The following is a 19,163-nucleotide window of genomic DNA, read 5'->3' as shown; positions in this document are numbered from 1 at the left end:
TTATTTCAACTCAAATATTGCATCTACTTCTACTGAAACACCTAACGGCAAACTATTTGTACTTACAGCAGCCCTAGCATGCATACCAGCGTCACCAAAAACTGAAGCTATTAGATCTGATGCACCATTTAATACCTTAGGTTGATCTATAAAATCATCTGTTGAATTAACAAATCCTGTTAATTTTACACACGATTTGACTTTTGATAAATCATTATCACAAGCTTTTTTTACTTGTGCAATAATACTTAACGCACATCTTTTGGCAGCATTATAACCAGCTTCTGTATCTAAATCTTTACCAACTTTACCTTTAATTAACTGACCAGCTTCATCAATAGAAATTTGTCCAGATACAAATAACATTTTTCCTGAAACTTTTGTTGCAACATAATTTCCAACAGGTGCTTTTGCCTCAGGAAGATTAATTTTTAATTCTTTTATCTTTTCTTCGTAACTCATTTTGATTTCCTTTTTTTTGATTTTTTTGTTTTATCGTATTCTTTCCGTTTCTCAATCAATATCAAAGCTTCTTCCATTGTCAATTCTGTTGGATCCTTTTCTTCAGGAATAGTTGCATTGAGTGATTTATACTTTATGTAAGGTCCATATTGACCCTTCATGACTCTTACAGGTTTTTTGTCTTCAGGATGTTCACCTAAATCTTTAATCATTGATGAAGACATTCTTCCGGGTTTCGCTTCAGATATTAAAGTTATAGCTCTGTTTAAACCAATTGAAAATAATTCATCCACACTTTCTATTCTAGCGGATTTGTTTTCGCACTTTAAATATGGTCCAAATCTACCAACGTTGACTGTAATTTCTTTGCCAATATCTGGGTGAGTACCTAAGATTTTAGGTAGAGAGCATAGATATTTTGCTTTTTCTAAATCTATATTTTCTATATCTAAGCCTTTAGGGATCGATACATTTTTTAAATTATTTTCTTCTTTCTTCGTTTTTCTTTTTTTTGTTTTTACTATTTCATCTTCTAATAATTCGTATTGTAAATAAGGACCAAATCTTCCATTTTTTAAATAAATTTCTTTATCATTATCATTTTTACCAATTAATTTAGGTTCTGCTAAATTTATTTGTTGAGATGCCTTAATCTTGGAAAGTGGTCTTGTAAACTTGCATTCTGGATAATTAGAACAACCAATAAACGCACCTCCTCTAAAACTATTTTTCAAACTTAGTGTACCATTAGTACATAATTTGCAAGATCTGTCGATTTTTCCATCATCATTTGTATAAAATATTAAATTACCCAAGCTTTCATTTAGCATATCCAGAACTTCTCTAGTTCTTATCTCTTTCACAGACGAGACATTCTTATTAAAATCTTTCCAGAATTGATCTAGTACACTTAGCCAATTTTCTTTTCCTGAAGTTATGTCATCTAATTGATCTTCTAATTTTGCAGTAAAGTCATAATCAACATATTTTGCAAAAAGTTTTTCAAGAAAGGCAGATAAAAGTTTTCCTCTATCAGTTGGAAAAAATCTTTTGTTAACAACATCTGCATAACCTCTATTAGATATTACAGAAATAATACTTGCGTACGTAGAGGGACGACCAATACCTAATTCCTCTAATTTTTTAACTAAACTAGCCTCAGAATATCTTGGGGGTGGTTGAGTAAAGTGTTGTTCATCTATAAAATCAGATATATTCACTTCTCCTTTTTCTACTTTAGGTAAAATATTTTCATCGTTACTGTCATCATCTAAATTAATTACCTTCATAAAACCATCAAACACTATCGTTGAACCCGATGACTTAAAGATATGTTCATTGTTATTTGATTCAATAATAATTGTTTTTCTATCAAACTTTGCTGGTGTCATTTGTGAAGATAGAGCTCTTGACCAAATCAAGTTATATAATTTATTTTGATCTGAGCTTAAATATTTTTTCATTTTTTCAGGTGTATTACTTATTTCTGTTGGTCTTATAGCCTCATGAGCTTCTTGCGCATTTTTTGCCTTTTTACCCGAGTAATTAATTGGTTGATCAGGTAAATATTCATTACCAAAGTTATCACTTATAAAGTTTCTAAAAACTGGCAAAGCTTCTTTAGATATATTGGTACCATCTGTTCGCATGTAAGTGATTAATCCTTTTGTTTCACCTTCAATTTCAATACCCTGATACAGCCTTTGAGCAATTTGCATTGTTCTTGAGGCACCAAAACTAAGCTTGCTTGAAGCTGACTGTTGTAATGTTGAAGTTGTAAAAGGTCCAGAAGGATTTCTAGTATATATTTTTGATGTAATATCTGTAATTTTATATTTATCGTTTTTTATTTTTTCTATTGCTTTATTAATATCGTTTTTATTTTTGAAACTAAACTTTTCAACTTTTTTGTTTTCAATTTGAAAAATATTTGATGTTATTAAACTTCCATCATTTGTTTTAAAATTTACTTTTAAAGACCAAAATTCCTCAGGCTTAAAAATTTCAATTTCATGTTCTCTTTCGGTTAAAAGTCTCAGAGCAACAGATTGTACTCTACCTGCTGATTTAGATCCCGGGAGTTTAGTCCAAAGTATGGGAGAAATATTAAAACCTACTAAATAATCTAAGGCACGCCTTGCCATGTAAGCATTTACAAGATCAGATTCGATTTCTCTTGGATTTTCTATTCCATTTGTGACTGCCTTTTTAGTTATTTCGTTAAAAACAACTCTCTCAATTTTTTTATCCTTGAGTAGTTTTTTTTCATTTAAAAATTCTTTAACATGCCATGCAATTGCTTCACCTTCTCTGTCAGGGTCTGTGGCAAGTATTATCTTTTTAGAGTCTTTTGCTACATCAGAAATTTCTTTTAAATATTTTTTAGAAAAACTATCAATTTCCCAAATCATCTTAAATTCATTTTCAGGATCTACTGAGCCATTCTTAGATGGAAGATCTCTAATATGTCCATAACTAGCAAGGACCGTATAATCATTTCCTAGATATTTATTTATTGTTTTTGCTTTAGCGGGACTTTCAACAATTACTAGATTCATGTAAACAAAAAATCATAAATAAGATTGATAGTCAAATTAATAAATTTTTGATTTAGATTCTGTATTATTTCTCAAGCGTTTTATATTTTCTCTATGTGTGAAAAAAATCAAAATGAACATCATAAAGTAAAAATAGTAGTCAGAATTAGAATTATAAAAAAACTGAAAAATTGGAATTGTTAAACTTGCAAGTAGGGAACTTAATGATGAAAACTTAAAGAGTATAAAAATAGAAATCCAGACGACTCCAAAAATTAAGGCAGTAAAAATATCCAAACAACAAAGAATTCCAAGATAAGATGCAACACCTTTACCACCTTTAAACTTTAACCAAATAGGGAAGACGTGTCCTATAAAAATTGACAATGCAGATATATACAAATAATCGTTCATGAAAAATTTTACATATAAAATTGGAAGAACAGCTTTTAATATATCTAGAACCAAAGTTGAGTAGCCTAAAATTTTGTTACCAGATCTTAATACATTTGTTGCACCAATATTACCAGATCCTATTTCACGGATATCTTTTTTTAAAAAAATTTTAGTTAAAAGTAACCCAAAGGGTATGGATCCAAATAAATAACTTACTAGTATAATTAAAAATAAATCAAAATTTAACATTTATATAGTTCTACACCTTTAATATATGTATTAAGCACTTTACCTTGAAGTTTTTTATCTTCTATGCATGTATTTTTAGATTTACTTATCATATTTTCTTTTTTTACTATCCATGGTTTAAATAAATCAACTATACAAAAGTCAGCATCATTTCCTATAGATAAACTTCCCTTATCTATCTTTAATATTTTTGCAGGATTACTTGTTAAACACTGAATTATTTTAGATAGTTTTAAAGACTCATTGTGAAATAACTCTAAAGCGAGGGATAATAAAGTTTCTATACCCGATGCTCCAGTTGCAGCTTGTGAGAACGTTAATCTTTTTGATTCTTCGTCTTCAGGTTTGTGATCTGAAACTATGACTTCAATTAAATCTTGATTAATACCTTTTATTAATGAAAGTCTATCATCCTCTGTTCGAAGTGGTGGAGAAAGTTTTAAAAAAGTTCTAAAATCTCCAATATCATTTTCGTTAAGTGATAAATTGTTAATAGAAACTCCAGTTGTAAAGTTTACGTTATCTTTGCTACGTTTGATTACTTCCAAAGATTTTGCTGAAGATACTTGTGAAATATGATATCTGCAATTATAATCCTGAAGTAAACTTAAGTCTCTTTCTATAATTATTTTCTCTGCATAATCTGGTATACCATGTAGACCCAATTTAGTTGCGATAATCCCATCATTAACCTGGCCGTTTTTTGCTAATTCGAAATCTTCAGCATGTTGTATGATCAATGAGTTCAAATCGTAAGCAGATTTCATTATTCTAGACATTACTCTTGTGTTTTGAATTGTTTTTATTCCATCCGTGAAACCAATTATTCCTTTTTTTTGTAAAAGGCCGAACTCATTCATATTATTACCTTCAAGATTTTTAGTTAAGGTAGCAGTTGGATATATATTTATTTTTGATTTATCTCGTCCTCTCCTTTTTAAAAAATCAACCATGGAAACGTTATCAATAACAGGTGAAGTATTTGGCATTGTAACAACAGATGTAACCCCACCTGCTAAGGCGGCATTACTTAATGTTTTAAAATTCTCTTTATACTCAAAGCCTGGCTCCCCAACAAAAACCCTCATATCGATTAAACCGGGAAATATATATTTTTCTTTGAGATCTGTGAATTTTTCACGTGAGGGAATATTATTTTTATTTACTTTTTTTCCTATTGCCTCAATTTTTCCATTCTCATTAATAATTAAACCACCTAATTCCTCCACAGAATTGGCTGGATCAACTATGTTTGCATTTAAAAAATATTGTTTCTTCATTTTTCACAAAAAATTTTTAAACAAGCCATTCTTACCGCAACACCCAACTCAACCTGTTCTTTGATTACGCTTTTATTTATATCGTCAGCGAGTTTGGTATCAATTTCAATACCTCTATTCATTGGTCCAGGATGCATAATTATTGCATCTTTCTTTGCTTTTTCTAGTTTGTCAGGAGTTAAGCCATAATACTCATAATACTCTCTATTTGATGACAAAAATGAACTACTCATCCTCTCATTTTGTAACCTTAACATCATAACTATATCACAATCTTTCACACCTTCTTTCATATTTGAAAATGTTTTAACTCCAAATTTTTCAATATCTTTTGGCATGAGATTTGTTGGCGCGACTATATTTACCTCAGCACCTAACATGTTTAACAAAAAAATATTTGATCTAGCTACTCTTGAGTGTAAAATATCTCCACAAATAGCAATTCGCAAACCTTCAATTTTTTTCTTTTTTTCGATTATTGTAAGCGCATCAAGTAAAGCTTGTGTTGGATGTTCACGTCTACCATCACCAGCGTTTAGAACTGAACAATTTACTTTCTGTGAAAGAAGATTTGATGCACCACTATCTTGATGTCTTACTACAATTATATCTGGATGCATTGCATTTAGTGTCATTGCAGTGTCGATTAATGTTTCACCTTTTTTAATAGCAGAATTAGTTATATTCATCGACATCACATCTGCACCAAGTCTCTTTCCAGCTAGTTCAAAAGAACTTTGGGTTCTCGTCGAAGGTTCAAAAAAAAGATTTATTTGAGTTTTTCCTCTAAGAATATCTAACTTTTTGTTTTTACTTTTATTTAGTGAAATAAATTTCTTTGCTTCATCTAAGATAAGTTTTACATCTGAAATAGAAAGATCTTGGATACCTAGTAGGTGTTTTTGAGAAATTTTAATAGCGTTATTGTTTATAGCCATTAAAACCAACTCTATAGCTTTAAAGCATTGATATTGCAAGCTTAATTATTTAAGAATTCAATCGCTCCCTGCAATATAAACGTTGCTGCATTTTCATCTATTTTTTGAACTCTTTTAGATACATTAATGTCTAATTGACTTGATATCTTAAAGGCACCGACAGTTGATAATCTCTCATCCCATAAAGCCACAGGTGTATTTGTTTTATTCTCAATCATCTTAGCTTTGTCTAAAGCTGATTGAGAAGAGGGGCCCTTACTTCCATCCATATTCAATGGATTTCCTACAACAATAGCCTTTATATTTTCTTGATCAATTATTTCTAAAAGTTCACTGATAAAATTTTCATGATCAACATATTCTATAGTTTTAAAAGGAGTCGCTACAATTCGTTTATGATCACAGATTGAAACACCAATTCTCTTTTTTCCAAGATCTAAACCAATTAACCTTGCGTTTTTATCAATTTTAGACTTGAGTTCCTTTAAAGTGATCATATTGTTTTTTTCTTATATAATGATATTTTTCCTTTAAATTTAATTATCATATGAGCATAGATCTTAAAACAATTAAACATATAGCAAAATTATCAAGAATTTCCATAGATGATAAAAAAGCAAAAGAACTTGAAAAAGATCTAAATTCTATTTTTGAATTTATCGAAGCTTTAAATAAAGTTGATACTAAAAAAGTGGACCCGCTGACATCAATTGCCGAAACATCATTGAAATTAAGAGGCGATGAGGTCAAAACAAAAAATATAAGAGAACAAATTTTAAAAAATTCACCAGACGAAAATAAAGATTTTTTTGTCGTACCAAAGGTTGTAGAATGAGTGATATAATAAATCTTACTTTATCAGCTTTAATTGATAAAATTAAAAATAAAGAATTATCTTCTCAAGAAATTACAAAAGCATATATTGCTAGAGCTGAAAAATCGAAAGATTTGAATACATACATCACTACCGATTTTGAAAATGCAATTGAAAAAGCCAAAAAATTTGATGAAAAGGGAAATTTTGATTACAAGCTGCCTGGAGTTCCTCTTGCAGTTAAAGATCTTTTTTGTACCAATAATCTAAAGACAACAGCTGGAAGTAAAATACTTTCAAATTTTATTCCTAGTTACGAGTCCACTGTAACCCAACATTTATGGGATGAAGGGGCTATTTTGCTTGGAAAACTTAACTGTGATGAATTTGCAATGGGTTCATCAAACGAAACTAGTTTTTTTGGAAATGTCGAAAGTCCAGTTGGTAAAAAAGTTGTGCCAGGTGGGTCTTCAGGTGGATCAGCTTCAGCACTTGCAGCTAAATTGACACCAGCAACTATTGGAACTGATACTGGAGGTTCAATAAGACAACCAGCGTCTTTTACTGGTACTGTGGGTTTGAAACCAACATATGGCAGTTGTTCTCGATATGGTATTGTTGCATTTGCTTCTTCATTAGATCAAGCAGGACCGATGACTCAGGATGTGTCTGACGCTGCATTAATGTTAGATGTTATAAGTAAGTACGATACAAAAGATTCAACATCGGTAAATTTTAAGAGAGGTGATTATTTCAAATCGTTAAGTTCTAATATTAAAGGAAAAAAAATTGGTATTCCAAAAGAATATAGAGTCGATGGCATGCCTAAGGAGATTGAAAGTTTGTGGCAAGATGGAATTACTTTATTAAAAAAATTAGGAGCAAAAATTATCGATATATCTTTACCTCACACTAAGTACGCATTGCCTGCTTATTATATAGTTGCACCAGCTGAAGCATCTTCTAACCTAGCTAGGTATGATGGAGTAAAGTACGGATATCGTTCTGAGGGAGAAAATTTGATCAGTATGTATGAAAACACAAGATCAGAAGGTTTTGGTGATGAAGTAAAAAGAAGAATAATGATTGGAACATATGTTTTGTCATCTGGTTATTATGATGCATATTATTTAAAAGCACAAAAAATTAGAAGATTAATCAAAAATGATTTTGATGAAGCTTATAAATCTGTAGATGCAATTTTGACTCCTTCCACACCTAGTTCGGCCTTCAAGATTGGTGACAAAACAGATGATCCTGTATCAATGTATCTAAATGATATCTTTACAGTGCCAGTCAATTTGTCAGGACTGCCAGCTATATCTATTCCAGCAGGTAAAGATAAAAATAATTATCCTTTAGGCTTACAACTAATAGGCAAAGCATTTGAAGAGCAGAATTTATTAGATATTTCATATTCAATGGAAAAAGAATTAAGTTTCAAAAACAATTTGCAGGATTGGTGGATTAAATGAGTAAAAATAAAGAATATTTAATAAAGAGAGGTAACTCAGAATACGAAGTTATAATTGGTTTAGAAGTTCATGCTCAAGTTCTTTCAAAATCGAAGCTATTTTCTGACTCGCCTACAAACTTTGGTGCTGAACCAAATACCCAAGTGAGTTTGGTAGATGCTGCATTTCCTGGAATGCTACCAGTAATAAATGAATTTTGTATAAAGCAAGCAGTAAAAACGGGCATAGGTCTCAATGCAGCGATAAATAAAAAATCAATTTTTGATAGGAAAAACTATTTTTATGCTGATTTACCACAAGGATATCAAATTTCTCAATACAAAGATCCAATAGTTGGTGAAGGTTCAATTTTATTAGATTTACCAGATGGAGAAAAAAAAGTTGGTATTGAAAGGCTGCATTTAGAGCAAGATGCAGGAAAAAGTATTCATGACATTGATCCCCAAAACACTCTAGTAGACTTAAATAGGTCTGGAGTTGCCCTTATGGAAATAGTAAGCAAACCAGATTTAAGATCTCCAGAGGAAGTAAATTTATACATCAAAAAACTTAGATCAATTATGAGATATCTTGGAACTTGTGATGGAAATATGCAAGAAGGATCTTTAAGAGCTGATGTGAATGTTTCAATCAGAAAGACAGGGGATAAAAAATTAGGCACAAGATGTGAAATTAAAAACGTCAATTCTATAAAATTTATGCAAATGGCAATTGAATATGAAGCAAACCGTCAAGCTGATATATTAGAAGAGGGAGGCTCTATTGATCAAGAAACTCGTCTTTTTGATACTAAAAAAAATGAGACTAGATCGATGAGATCAAAAGAAGATGCTCACGATTATAGATACTTTCCTGATCCTGACTTGTTACCACTCGAATTAACTGACGATTTCATATCAAAAATAAAAAAGGAAATACCCGAACTTCCTGATGAAAAGAAAAAAAGATTTGTAGATAAGTTTAAATTAACTCCATACGAGGCAAATATATTGGTATCTGATATTGAAACATCAAAATATTTTGAAGATGTAATTAAAAATTCAGATATTAAGCTAGCAACAAACTGGATAACAGGTGAATTATTTGCATTACTTAATGATAGAAATTTAGAAATATCACAAAGTCCTATTTCATCTAAAAATTTATCATCTTTAATTAACTTGATTAAAGATGGTACTATTTCTGGCAAAATTGCAAAAACAGTTTTTGAAATAATGGCAAATGAAAGCAAAGATCCAAAAAGCATTATTGACGAAAAGGGATTGAAACAACAAAGCGATCCTAAAGAAATTGAAAAAATTGTAGATGATGTAATTAAAGAAAATCCTAAAAATGTTGAATTATTTAAATCCGGTAAAGATAAATTGTTTGGTTTTTTTGTTGGTCAAGTTATGAAAAAGACAGATGGCAAAGCCAATCCTAAGTTAGTAAATGATATTTTAAAGAAAAAATTGAACTAGTATGAGTTCAAATCTACCTATTAATAAGCAAATAGAAAAATATATTGATGAGCACTCTTTAAAATTACATCCAGTACAAGATGAAATTATTAAACATAACGACACACTTGGAAAAAAAAAGAAATTACAAATTTCAATTAACCAATGTCATTTTTTATATTTAGTAACAAAATTATTTAGACCGAAAGAAATTTTAGAAATTGGTACTTTTACTGGTCTTAGCTCATTAAGTATGTGCATTGGTCTAGAAAACGACTCCAAGATCACCACTATCGATAAAAACAAAGATACTTCATTAGTAGCAAAAAATTTCTTTGAAAAGGCAAAAGTTTCAGAAAAAATTGATATTATTATTGATGAAGCTATTAATGGAATTAATAAATTAATAAGCCAAAAAAAATTGTTTGATTTGATTTTTATAGATGCTGACAAAGAAAATTACAAAAAATATTATGAATTGTCTTTTAACTTATTAAAAAGGGATGGTTTTATAATCATTGATAATGTTTTGTGGCATGGCGAAGTTGTAGATAAAAACAATAAAGAACACTTAACTGAGATAATTCGAGATTTTAATACTTATGTAAATAACGATATAAGAGTTGAAAATATGATTATCCCAATAGGTGATGGCTTTTCAATTTGTAGAAAATTATAATGTATACCATCTTTGGTTTTTATAAATTTAAACAATTAAAAAAGATCAGTAAACTCAAAGATAAACTTCAAAATTTCATATATGATTACAAAATTAAAGGAACTATAATTATCTCACCTGAGGGGATTAATGGATCAATTTCTTTCCTAAAAAAAAATACTAAACAAATAAAAATCAATCTTAAAAAAATCTTTGCCATTACAAAATTTGATAATGAAAATATTTCTTTTAATAGATTTATTCCTTTTCATAAGGGGAGGGTGAAGGTTAAAAAGGAAGTTGTTCCAATTGGAAAAAGACTTAAAAAAAAAGTTAAAGATAATCATCTTTCTCCTAAGGAATGGAATAATTTTGTTTTAAACAAAGACACCTATATAATAGATACCAGAAAAGATTTTGAGTTTAGGATTGGGACTTTCAAGAGATCTATAAATCCAAAATTAAACAACTTTAGAGATTTTTCTAAATATTTTAAAAAGTTTAATAAGAATTCGAAAATCGGAATGTTTTGCACAGGAGGCATTCGATGCGAAAAGGCCAGCGATTATTTATATAATAAAGGTTATAAAAATGTTTTTCAGTTAAAAGGAGGTATTATTAATTATTTGTCAAAAATTAAAAGAAAAGAAAGCCTGTGGAAAGGAGAATGTTTTGTATTTGATAATCGTGTTTCTGTGAACCATAGTTTAAATATAGGCAAATATTCAATTTGTGCTGGATGTAGAGAACCTATTTCTGTTAAAGATAAGAAGTCCGTAAAATTTGAAGAGGGTGTTTCTTGTCCTAATTGTTATAATAAATCAAGTGATGAACAAAAGAAAGGGTTTAGAATGAGACAAGGTCAAATTGATAAAGCAAAAAAAGAAAAAAAAGATTACATGTTTAAAAAAATTTATAAATAGATGGCTAAGAAGATTAATTTAACAGTGGATCCAATGTGGCAACTTCTAAGGAGAGTTACATTTCCTGCGAGTATTGGATCTTTATTTCAAACCTTTTATAATCTGGTTGATACTTTTTTTGCTGGAAAGATATCACCTGATGCACTAAGTGCTCTAGCAAAATCTTTTCCAATTTATTTTATTATAATCGCAATAGGTGTTGGTGTTGGAGCTGGTACTAATACACTTATAGGAAATTCCATAGGTGAGAAAAAAGAAAAAGTTGCTTCATTATATGTTGCTCAATCAATAATTTTTGCAATAGTTATTTCATTATTAGTCACATTTATTGGAATTAATTCATCCAATTATCTTCTTCAATTATTAGGGTCTTCTCCAGAGAATATTATTTTAACTAGGGAATATTTAGATATAATTTTTTATTGCACAGTAATAGTATTAATCCAAATATCTTTAAATGGAACATTAAACGCTCAAGGAGATACAAAAAGTTATAGAAATGTCCTTATTTTTACTTTTTTTTTAAACATCATACTTAATCCAATTTTTATTTTTGGTTTTTTCGTAATACCTGCTTTTGGCATTTCAGGTATTGCAATCGCTACAGTTATTTGCCAACTTATTGGAACAATCTATTTAGCGCAAAAAGTTTATTGTTGTAAACTCAAAGAGTATTTATATGCAAAGTGTTTTATTCCAAAAATTAATTTTTTAAGTAATCTTACTTTTCAGTCTGTGCCAATAATGTTTAGCATGCTGTTAATCGGTGTTGGTATATTTAATGTATTATACTTTGTAGGAAAATTTGGAGATATTGCTGCGGCTGGTTATGGAGCTGCACTTAGAATAGAACAAGTTTTCTTATTACCAGTCATAGCATTGAATACGGCTGTATTATCAATTGGAGGTCAAAACTTCGGAGCTAGAAATTTTGAAAGAATAAGAGACCTTTATAAAAAAGCATTAATATTTGGTTGTTCATTTATGATCATGGCTGGCTTTATTCTTTATTTTGGGGCAGAAAATCTCCTTGGATTAATTACTGACGATCCAGAAACTATTAAATTTGGATCTCTATATTTAAAGATTGCAGCATTGATAGGTCCAATATATCCAACTTTTTTTATTACTACTGCTGTATTTCAGGCTCTTAAGAGACCCATCTTTAGTTTGTATCTTAGTATATTAAGGCTTACTGCAATTCCTTTTTTATGTTTATGGTACGTTATTAATATTAAAGGAGGAGGTTACAGCGATATCTTTTATACAATATTAGTTACAAATTGGTTAATGGGATTAGTAGTACTATTTTTTATAGGATCTTTTTTTAATTATATGTTTAAAGATAATAAAAAATATTTTTTTATAAAAAGTTAGATTAACTATCTTTTTTCATTTTTTTTTCAAGCCGTCTTACTAAGAATGATACAATTAAAATTAATATAAGATACTCTAAGATCAAAAACGTATATATTTCTAAAGGTCTGTATGTAGTAACAACAAGTTCATTCGCCTTTCTAGTTAAATCTCCAATACCAATAATCGAAACTAAAGAAGACATTTTTAGAACGTATACAAACTGATTTCCAATAGCAGGCAGTATATTTCTTATAGCTTGAGGAAGAATGACAAGTCTTAATTTTCTAAAAAAATTAAGCCCTAAAGAACTTCCAGCTTCCCATTGAGGTTTTCTAATTGAGTTTATTCCAGCTCTAAAAATTTCAGCCTGAAATGCGCTTTCACTTATAGATAAAGCTATAATACCAGATACAAATGGACTAAAACTAATTCCTGTCATAATAGGTAATCCATAATAAATCCATAAAATCAAAACCAACAGAGGTATAGCTCTAACTATTTCGACATAACCTATATTTAAGTATGTTAAAAATTTATTTTTGGCTAAGGAGGGGATAGCAACTATTAACCCTAATACTATCGATAGAGATATTGATACGATAGATATAAAGATAGTTGTTGTAAATCCACTTAATAAAAATTTTAGATTTGTTAAACCGTTAACATTGTTGGGTGATAATATTAACCAATCTAATTCCTGCTTTCCACATGATAATAAGAATAACAATGAAAATAATAAAAATAAGTTTTTCACACTTATATTTATAAAGAATTAATTATTAATAGCTAATTTATTATAAGCTTTTAAGATTATATTTTGCTAGAAGATCTTTGAAGAAACCAGATTTCTTTTTCTTATTAATCCAATCGTTAACGTACTTTCTCCACTTATCGTCATTTTTACCAACCATCATAGCTAAGAAAGCAGGATTTTTTTCACCATCTGGAACAATTGCCAATTGTGGATATTTTATAACCAATTTGTTGGCTTCTGTTGAACTTGTAATATTACCATCAGCTCTTCCTGCTAGTACTTCCTGAAAATCTCTTGCAGGTGCCTCTACTGAATTTAATTTTGATTTAGGAAAAAATTCTTTAGCTTTTTCCTCTTGTGATGTTCCAAGTGTTGTTGCGATTGTAACATCTTTACTGTTTAAAGAATCCCAAGTTGAAAACTTACTTAAATTTTTCTTTAAAACCAGTGGAACAGTTCCATATTTGTAATAAGTCTCTGTGAAACCTGCTACTTCTGCTCTTTTAGGAGTTTTTGTTACACTTGTTGAAATATCATATCTGTCTGAAGTTATTCCAGAAACTATAGTTTTCCATTCAGCAGGAACAAACTTAATTTTTACACCCATGTCTTTTGCAAGTTCGTTCATGACGTCAATGTCAAAACCTTTATAGGTATTTGTAGACGGATCTTTCATAGTCATTGGATCCCAGTCTCCAGTTGTACCAACTCTTAACTCTCCGTTTGAAAGAATTTTGTCTAAAGAAGAAGCGTTCGCTGAAAATGAGAATAATAAAGTAAATAATAATATGATAATTTTTTTCATAAGAATTTAATAAGGTAATTTATGATATTTTTCTATGCTAACCTTGACGCAGTTAAATTTTATAATAGATTAGCCCCATCATTAAACCAATCCCATAAATGGTTAGAAAATGATCTTCTTACAAATAAATTTATATTGTTATCACCCAAATTATGAATGATTACATCAATATGATTAATTATAGTTTGGGTTGTAGATCCTTTAGTGTCTTTGAATTTTGAGAAATCAAATGGACAACTCATTGAGAGTAATTCGTATAATTTATCCCCAGAAATATTAATACACACCCATTGGTCACTTACATTTGTGACAGCTCCGTAGTTAAGTGATGAAATTTCTTTAAAAACTCTATCAAAAATTTCTTTATTTTTATTATTTGTATAAACCATCCATTCATCTGGACTTAGCCACAAAGCGTTCAACTCTTGGTTACTTGTAGAAGTATTACTTTCCGTTGGCAAAATAACAGAGAGTATTTGACCAACTTTTGCAAAGAACTCTCTTTTTTTTCCACGTAAGTTAATTTTAGTAATTGGTTCTACTTCTTTCAAATTTAAATCTGAATATTCTCTTTTATCTTTAATAGCTGTATTAATGTTATCCATTTATTCTCTCATTTTCTTTATCTAAGAAGATCGTATCTGATACAGTTACTTTAATTGTTTTATCTATCATTGGAACTAAGAGTTTTTGTCCTTTAAGTTGTTTACCTTCTTTTAAAACTGCTAAAGCAATAGATTTTTTTAAAGTTGGACTGAAATAACTTGAAGTTACATGTCCAAGCATATCGACAGGCTTTTTATTTTCGTCTTTAACTATTTGAGCACCTTCCTCTAAAATTTCATTAGGGTCATCAGTTAAAAGTCCGACTAATTGTTTTCTGTCTTCTCTAACAGTATCGCTTCTGTATAGAGATCGTTTACCAATAAAGTCGTATTTTTTTTTACTAATTATCCAGTCCATTTGAAGATCTACAGGTGTCATCGTTCCATCAGTATCTTGACCAACAATTATAAATCCTTTTTCAGCCCTTAAAAGGTGCATAGTCTCAGTTCCATAAGGAGTAATGTTAAATTCTTTTCCAGCTTCAATACATTTTTCCCAAATATATTTACCGTATGATGCTTCAACATTAATTTCATAACTTAGTTCACCTGTAAAACTTATACGCATAACTCTACAATTAATTTCACCAAGCTTTACCTCTTTAAATGACATATGTGGGAAACTTTCATCAGATAAATCTAAATCTTTAAAAATTTTATTAATAATTTTTTTTGCATTTGGACCGCATACACTTGCTGTAGCATAATGATCTGTTACTGAAGTAAGAAATACATCTAATTCCGGCCATTCAGTTTGCAAATAATCCTCAAGTTTAGACATTACATTTGCTGCACCACCAGTTGTTGTTGTCATTAAATAGTGATTTTCACCAAGTCTTGTTGTTACTCCGTCATCGTAAACCATACCATCTTCATTAAGCATTAAACCATATCTACATTTTCCGATTTGTAATTTTGACCAAGCATTTGTATAAACCCTATTAAGAAACTCATTTGCATCTGTGCCTTGAATATCGATTTTTCCGAGTGTCGAAGCATCTAATATTCCACTAGACTCTCTTGCAGCTTTACTTTCTCTCTGTACGGCATCATGCATTGTTTCACCATCTTTTGGATAATACCAAGCCCGTTTCCATTGTCCGACATTTTCAAACTTTGCATTATTATCAACGTGCCACTCATGCATAGGTGTTTTTCTAAAAATATCAAAAAATTGCCCAACATTTCTACCAACTATGGTTCCAAAAGTAAGTGGTGTATATGGAGGTCTGAACGTTGTTGTTCCTAGATCACCCATATTAGTATTAGTTGTATCTGCAACTATACCCAACGCATGCATATTAGCGAGTTTACCTTGATCTGTACCCATTCCAGTTGTTGTATATCTTTTTACGTGCTCAATTGATTTGAAACCTTCTCTTAAAGCTAATTTAATATCTTTTGCGGTACTATCATTTTGATAATCTAAAAATGGTTTTGTTTTACTTAATGGCCTATCTGATGGAAGCAACCATATATTTTTTTTCTCTTTTTCTTTAGAACATTTAACATCAATTTTATCAAAATTAGAATTTTCGATATTTAAAAACTTTTTGGTATCCTTTATTGAATTTTTTAAAACATCATCTAATTCAAAATCTCCTTTAGCAGAACCAATACTTAATTGATCTAAATTTGTTTTATCTGGAACAAAAATATTATCTTTGTTATCAAACCTAAGTTTACCACCTGATTGAGTAAATAAATGAACCATCGGGGTCCAGCCACCAGAAATTGCTAAGCAATCACAATTTAAATCAATCTTTTTTCCGATAACATCATTGCCTTTATCATTTAGCTTCATTATTGTTACTTTATTAATTCTTTTGTAACCTTTAGTGTCTACTACTGTATGGTTCCAATAAATTTGTATTCCTAGATTTTTAACTTGTTTTACTATTTCTGAAGATGAATTGTCTCTTATGTCTATTATTGCATTTAATTTTGTCCCTGATTTATGTAAGGATAAAGCTGTTTCATAAGCACTGTCATTATTGGTGAATATAATATTTTCCAAACCACATCTCACACCATAATAATCTATGTATTTTTTTACAGCAGATGCCAACATTATACCGGGTCTATCGTTGTTATGAAAAACTTGAGGTCTTTCTATTGCACCCGTGGAGATAATTACTTTTTTTGCTCTTATTTTGTAAAGTCTTTGTCTTATTTTATTATTACGATCATTAACACTTAAATGGTCAGTTAAATTTTGCCTTGCTAGTAAAAAGTTGTAATTATGATATGCAGCAAGACTTGTTCTAGTTTTGATAGTAATGTTTTTGTTCTTTTTAATATTATCAATGAGTTTTTTTAACCATTCACTACTTTTTTGATTATCGATCTTAGAAATATCACTGTCATCATAAATTAATGAACCTCCCAGTAATTCCTTATCCTCTAACAATAAAACTTTTTTATTATCATCAGAAGCTATTTGAGCCGCCATTAAACCAGAAACTCCACCACCAACTATTAAGATGTCACAATGCAAATATCTATGATCGTACATATCTGGGTCTTGTTTTGTTGGTGATTTTCCTAAACCAGCAGATTTACGAATAAAGAATTCGTACTTTTCCCAAAAACTTGCAGGCCACATAAATGTTTTATAATAAAAACCCGCAGGGAGCAGGGGTGATAAAAAGTTATTTATCCCACCTATGTCAAATTTTACACTTGGCCAACAATTCTGACTATTACAAATTAAACCATCATATAACTCGATTTCAGTTGCTCGTACGTTAGGCTCTGTTAAAGCATCGTCATTTCCAATTTGAAGAATTGCATTTGGTTCCTCAGAACCAGAAGTCATTATTCCTCTTGGTCTATGGTATTTAAAACTTCTTCCTACAAGATGAATATCATTTGATAGAAGGGCAGACGCCAATGTATCACCTTTATAACCATATAATTTTTTTCCATTAAACGTAAAAGATAATTTCCTAGTTTCATCTACAAAATGTTTATTATTTATTCTTAGATTTTTAGACATTATATTTTTGGAGGTTGTTCACCCATTTTGTATATTTTTTCTATTTTATCATTTGAGGTGTCACGAGCAACATTAAACCATTTTCTACATCCATGTACATGGTTCCATCTTTCAAATTGAATACCTTTAATATTTTTTCTCATGAATAAATATTCTGCCCATTGATCATCATTTAATTCAGTTGGCTGTTTGGGTCTTGCTATGTGAGCTTCACCACCAGAAACAAATTCTGATTGATCTCTTTCACCGCAATATGGACAACTAATTAAAAACATTAGTGGGCAACAGCTGCTGCTCCATGCTCATCTACTAGATCACCACTTACAAATCTATTAATGTTAAATGCAGCATTTAATTTATGAGGTTCATCATTAGCAATTGTGTGAGCAAATAAATCGCCAGAACCAGGTGTTGCTTTAAATCCACCCGTTCCCCAACCACAATTAAAATAAAGTCCTTTAATAGATGTTTTGCTTATTATAGGGCTTGCATCAGGACATATATCAACAATTCCTCCCCATTGTCTTAACATCTTCATTCTACTAAAAATTGGATATAATTCTAAAATAGCTTTAAGTGTCTCCTCTACAATATTAAAACTACCTTTTTGAGTGTAAGAAACATAAGAGTCTGTTCCTGCACCAATGACTAATTCACCTTTATCTGATTGACTTACATATGCGTGAACAGCATTAGACATTACAACAGTATCAATAATTGGTTTTACTGGCTCAGATACAAGTGCTTGTAAAGGTTTACTTTCAAGTGGCAACTTAAGTCCCGCCATGTTTGCTATAACGCTTGAATGACCTGCGGCTACAACTCCAATTTTTTTAGTTTTGATAAAACCTTTTGTTGTTTCCAAACCTTCAACTGCATCACCATTTCTTTTAATCCCTTTCACTTCACAATTTTGAATAATATCAACGCCCATTTCATCAGCACCTCTTGCATAACCCCAAGCAACAGCATCATGTCTAGCTGTACCAGCTCTTTTTTGTAATGTACCACCTAATACTGGGTACCTAATATCTTGAGAAGTATTTATTATTGGACAAAACTTTTTTACCTCATCTGTTTCCAACCAAACAGCATCAATACCATTTAATCTATTTGCATGCGTTCTTCTTTTTAAATCTCTTACATCTTGTAAATTATGGGCTAGGTTCATTACACCTCTTTGACTAAACATAACATTGTAATTAAGTTCTTGAGACAAACCTTCCCAAATTTTTAAAGCATGATCATATAAACCTGCACTAGCGTCCCATAAATAATTTGATCTTATTATTGTAGTATTTCTTCCAGTGTTGCCTCCACCAATCCAACCTTTTTCAACAACAGCAATGTTTGTTAAATTATGTTTTTTCGCCAAGTAATATGCAGTAGCTAAACCATGACCACCGCCACCAACAATTACAGCATCATACTCTTTTTTAGGCTCAGGATCTCTCCATGCTCTTTGCCAATT

Annotated in this window: 18 protein-coding genes; 6 read left to right on the top strand and 12 right to left on the bottom strand. The window is 30.2% G+C overall.

Annotation, left to right across the window (positions count from 1 at the left end; genetic code table 11):
* From AMN84_RS03860 to ruvX, 6 genes are read right to left on the bottom strand one after another with little or no spacing between them, the layout of a single operon-like run.
* Nucleotides 1-462 (bottom strand): RidA family protein, encoded by a 462-nt coding sequence (locus AMN84_RS03860; protein ID WP_075483539.1) that lies wholly within the window; start codon nucleotides 460-462, stop codon nucleotides 1-3.
* The gene (gene topA, locus AMN84_RS03855; RefSeq protein WP_075483537.1) at nucleotides 459-3,020 is read right to left on the bottom strand and encodes a type I DNA topoisomerase; all 2,562 of its coding nucleotides are present in this window, start codon (nucleotides 3,018-3,020) and stop codon (nucleotides 459-461) included. The genes AMN84_RS03860 and topA overlap by 4 nt, the downstream gene beginning before the upstream one ends.
* Before the next feature lie 36 nt (nucleotides 3,021-3,056).
* Nucleotides 3,057-3,644 (bottom strand): glycerol-3-phosphate 1-O-acyltransferase PlsY, encoded by a 588-nt coding sequence (plsY, locus tag AMN84_RS03850; RefSeq protein ID WP_075483536.1) that lies wholly within the window; start codon nucleotides 3,642-3,644, stop codon nucleotides 3,057-3,059.
* Complete coding sequence (pyrC, locus tag AMN84_RS03845) at nucleotides 3,638-4,924, bottom strand: dihydroorotase (protein ID WP_075483534.1); 1,287 nt, start codon at nucleotides 4,922-4,924, stop codon at nucleotides 3,638-3,640. Before pyrC ends, plsY begins: the two co-directional genes overlap by 7 nt.
* Nucleotides 4,921-5,862, bottom strand: a complete 942-nt coding sequence (locus AMN84_RS03840; protein ID WP_075483532.1) for an aspartate carbamoyltransferase catalytic subunit — start codon at nucleotides 5,860-5,862, stop codon at nucleotides 4,921-4,923. Before AMN84_RS03840 ends, pyrC begins: the two co-directional genes overlap by 4 nt.
* 41 nt (nucleotides 5,863-5,903) lie before the next feature.
* Nucleotides 5,904-6,359: a Holliday junction resolvase RuvX gene (gene ruvX / locus AMN84_RS03835; protein WP_075483530.1), complete on the bottom strand. Its 456-nt coding sequence runs from the start codon at nucleotides 6,357-6,359 to the stop codon at nucleotides 5,904-5,906.
* A gap of 50 nt (nucleotides 6,360-6,409) precedes the next feature.
* Here ruvX and gatC point away from each other — a divergent pair, with 50 nt between their 5' ends.
* From gatC to AMN84_RS03805, 6 genes are read left to right on the top strand one after another with little or no spacing between them, the layout of a single operon-like run.
* Nucleotides 6,410-6,697: an Asp-tRNA(Asn)/Glu-tRNA(Gln) amidotransferase subunit GatC gene (gene gatC / locus AMN84_RS03830; protein ID WP_075483528.1), complete on the top strand. Its 288-nt coding sequence runs from the start codon at nucleotides 6,410-6,412 to the stop codon at nucleotides 6,695-6,697.
* Complete coding sequence (gene gatA / locus AMN84_RS03825; RefSeq protein WP_075483524.1) at nucleotides 6,694-8,151, top strand: Asp-tRNA(Asn)/Glu-tRNA(Gln) amidotransferase subunit GatA; 1,458 nt, start codon at nucleotides 6,694-6,696, stop codon at nucleotides 8,149-8,151. Before gatC ends, gatA begins: the two co-directional genes overlap by 4 nt.
* Nucleotides 8,148-9,611: an Asp-tRNA(Asn)/Glu-tRNA(Gln) amidotransferase subunit GatB gene (gene gatB / locus AMN84_RS03820; RefSeq protein ID WP_075483522.1), complete on the top strand. Its 1,464-nt coding sequence runs from the start codon at nucleotides 8,148-8,150 to the stop codon at nucleotides 9,609-9,611. The genes gatA and gatB overlap by 4 nt, the downstream gene beginning before the upstream one ends.
* Before the next feature lies 1 nt (nucleotide 9,612).
* Nucleotides 9,613-10,269 (top strand): O-methyltransferase, encoded by a 657-nt coding sequence (locus AMN84_RS03815; RefSeq protein WP_075483520.1) that lies wholly within the window; start codon nucleotides 9,613-9,615, stop codon nucleotides 10,267-10,269.
* Nucleotides 10,269-11,171: an oxygen-dependent tRNA uridine(34) hydroxylase TrhO gene (locus tag AMN84_RS03810; protein WP_075483518.1), complete on the top strand. Its 903-nt coding sequence runs from the start codon at nucleotides 10,269-10,271 to the stop codon at nucleotides 11,169-11,171. Before AMN84_RS03815 ends, AMN84_RS03810 begins: the two co-directional genes overlap by 1 nt.
* Nucleotides 11,172-12,548 (top strand): MATE family efflux transporter, encoded by a 1,377-nt coding sequence (locus tag AMN84_RS03805; RefSeq protein ID WP_075483516.1) that lies wholly within the window; start codon nucleotides 11,172-11,174, stop codon nucleotides 12,546-12,548.
* A gap of 1 nt (nucleotide 12,549) precedes the next feature.
* Here the strand turns inward: AMN84_RS03805 and AMN84_RS03800 are convergent, their stop codons facing one another.
* From AMN84_RS03800 to AMN84_RS03775, 6 genes are all read right to left on the bottom strand, one after another.
* Nucleotides 12,550-13,284, bottom strand: a complete 735-nt coding sequence (locus tag AMN84_RS03800; RefSeq protein ID WP_075483514.1) for an amino acid ABC transporter permease — start codon at nucleotides 13,282-13,284, stop codon at nucleotides 12,550-12,552.
* Nucleotides 13,285-13,324: 40 nt separating this feature from the next.
* On the bottom strand, nucleotides 13,325-14,089 hold the full coding sequence (locus AMN84_RS03795; protein WP_075483512.1) for a transporter substrate-binding domain-containing protein: 765 nt from the start codon (nucleotides 14,087-14,089) through the stop codon (nucleotides 13,325-13,327).
* A gap of 59 nt (nucleotides 14,090-14,148) precedes the next feature.
* A complete protein-coding gene (locus AMN84_RS03790; RefSeq protein WP_075483510.1) occupies nucleotides 14,149-14,694 on the bottom strand; it encodes a sarcosine oxidase subunit gamma in 546 nt (181 codons plus the stop codon).
* Nucleotides 14,687-17,692, bottom strand: coding sequence for a sarcosine oxidase subunit alpha family protein (locus AMN84_RS03785; protein ID WP_075483508.1), 3,006 nt, complete (start codon nucleotides 17,690-17,692; stop codon nucleotides 14,687-14,689). Before AMN84_RS03785 ends, AMN84_RS03790 begins: the two co-directional genes overlap by 8 nt.
* Complete coding sequence (locus AMN84_RS03780; protein WP_075483507.1) at nucleotides 17,692-17,967, bottom strand: sarcosine oxidase subunit delta; 276 nt, start codon at nucleotides 17,965-17,967, stop codon at nucleotides 17,692-17,694. Before AMN84_RS03780 ends, AMN84_RS03785 begins: the two co-directional genes overlap by 1 nt.
* The coding region (locus AMN84_RS03775; RefSeq protein ID WP_075483505.1) for a sarcosine oxidase subunit beta family protein at nucleotides 17,967-19,163 on the bottom strand (1,197 nt) is incomplete at its 5' end. The genes AMN84_RS03775 and AMN84_RS03780, both read right to left, overlap by 1 nt.

Origin of the sequence: Candidatus Pelagibacter communis, assembly GCF_001180105.1 — a bacterium.
GTDB classification, from domain to species: domain Bacteria; phylum Pseudomonadota; class Alphaproteobacteria; order Pelagibacterales; family Pelagibacteraceae; genus Pelagibacter; species Pelagibacter ubique_K.
This window is presented reverse-complemented; position numbering and strand designations above follow the sequence as displayed.

Excerpts from the sequence above, each read along its gene's own strand:
- AMN84_RS03815 (WP_075483520.1), top strand. The coding sequence starts at position 9,613 with ATGAGTTCAAATCTACCTATTAATAAGCAAATAGAAAAATATATTGAT.
- AMN84_RS03805 (WP_075483516.1), top strand. The coding sequence starts at position 11,172 with ATGGCTAAGAAGATTAATTTAACAGTGGATCCAATGTGGCAACTTCTA.
- gatC (WP_075483528.1), top strand. The coding sequence starts at position 6,410 with ATGAGCATAGATCTTAAAACAATTAAACATATAGCAAAATTATCAAGA.
- plsY (WP_075483536.1), bottom strand. The coding sequence starts at position 3,644 with ATGTTAAATTTTGATTTATTTTTAATTATACTAGTAAGTTATTTATTT.
- pyrC (WP_075483534.1), bottom strand. The coding sequence starts at position 4,924 with ATGAAGAAACAATATTTTTTAAATGCAAACATAGTTGATCCAGCCAAT.
- ruvX (WP_075483530.1), bottom strand. The coding sequence starts at position 6,359 with ATGATCACTTTAAAGGAACTCAAGTCTAAAATTGATAAAAACGCAAGG.
- AMN84_RS03795 (WP_075483512.1), bottom strand. The coding sequence starts at position 14,089 with ATGAAAAAAATTATCATATTATTATTTACTTTATTATTCTCATTTTCA.
- AMN84_RS03780 (WP_075483507.1), bottom strand. The coding sequence starts at position 17,967 with ATGTTTTTAATTAGTTGTCCATATTGCGGTGAAAGAGATCAATCAGAA.
- topA (WP_075483537.1), bottom strand. The coding sequence starts at position 3,020 with ATGAATCTAGTAATTGTTGAAAGTCCCGCTAAAGCAAAAACAATAAAT.
- gatB (WP_075483522.1), top strand. The coding sequence starts at position 8,148 with ATGAGTAAAAATAAAGAATATTTAATAAAGAGAGGTAACTCAGAATAC.
- gatA (WP_075483524.1), top strand. The coding sequence starts at position 6,694 with ATGAGTGATATAATAAATCTTACTTTATCAGCTTTAATTGATAAAATT.
- AMN84_RS03860 (WP_075483539.1), bottom strand. The coding sequence starts at position 462 with ATGAGTTACGAAGAAAAGATAAAAGAATTAAAAATTAATCTTCCTGAG.
- AMN84_RS03840 (WP_075483532.1), bottom strand. The coding sequence starts at position 5,862 with ATGGCTATAAACAATAACGCTATTAAAATTTCTCAAAAACACCTACTA.
- AMN84_RS03810 (WP_075483518.1), top strand. The coding sequence starts at position 10,269 with ATGTATACCATCTTTGGTTTTTATAAATTTAAACAATTAAAAAAGATC.
- AMN84_RS03785 (WP_075483508.1), bottom strand. The coding sequence starts at position 17,692 with ATGTCTAAAAATCTAAGAATAAATAATAAACATTTTGTAGATGAAACT.
- AMN84_RS03790 (WP_075483510.1), bottom strand. The coding sequence starts at position 14,694 with ATGGATAACATTAATACAGCTATTAAAGATAAAAGAGAATATTCAGAT.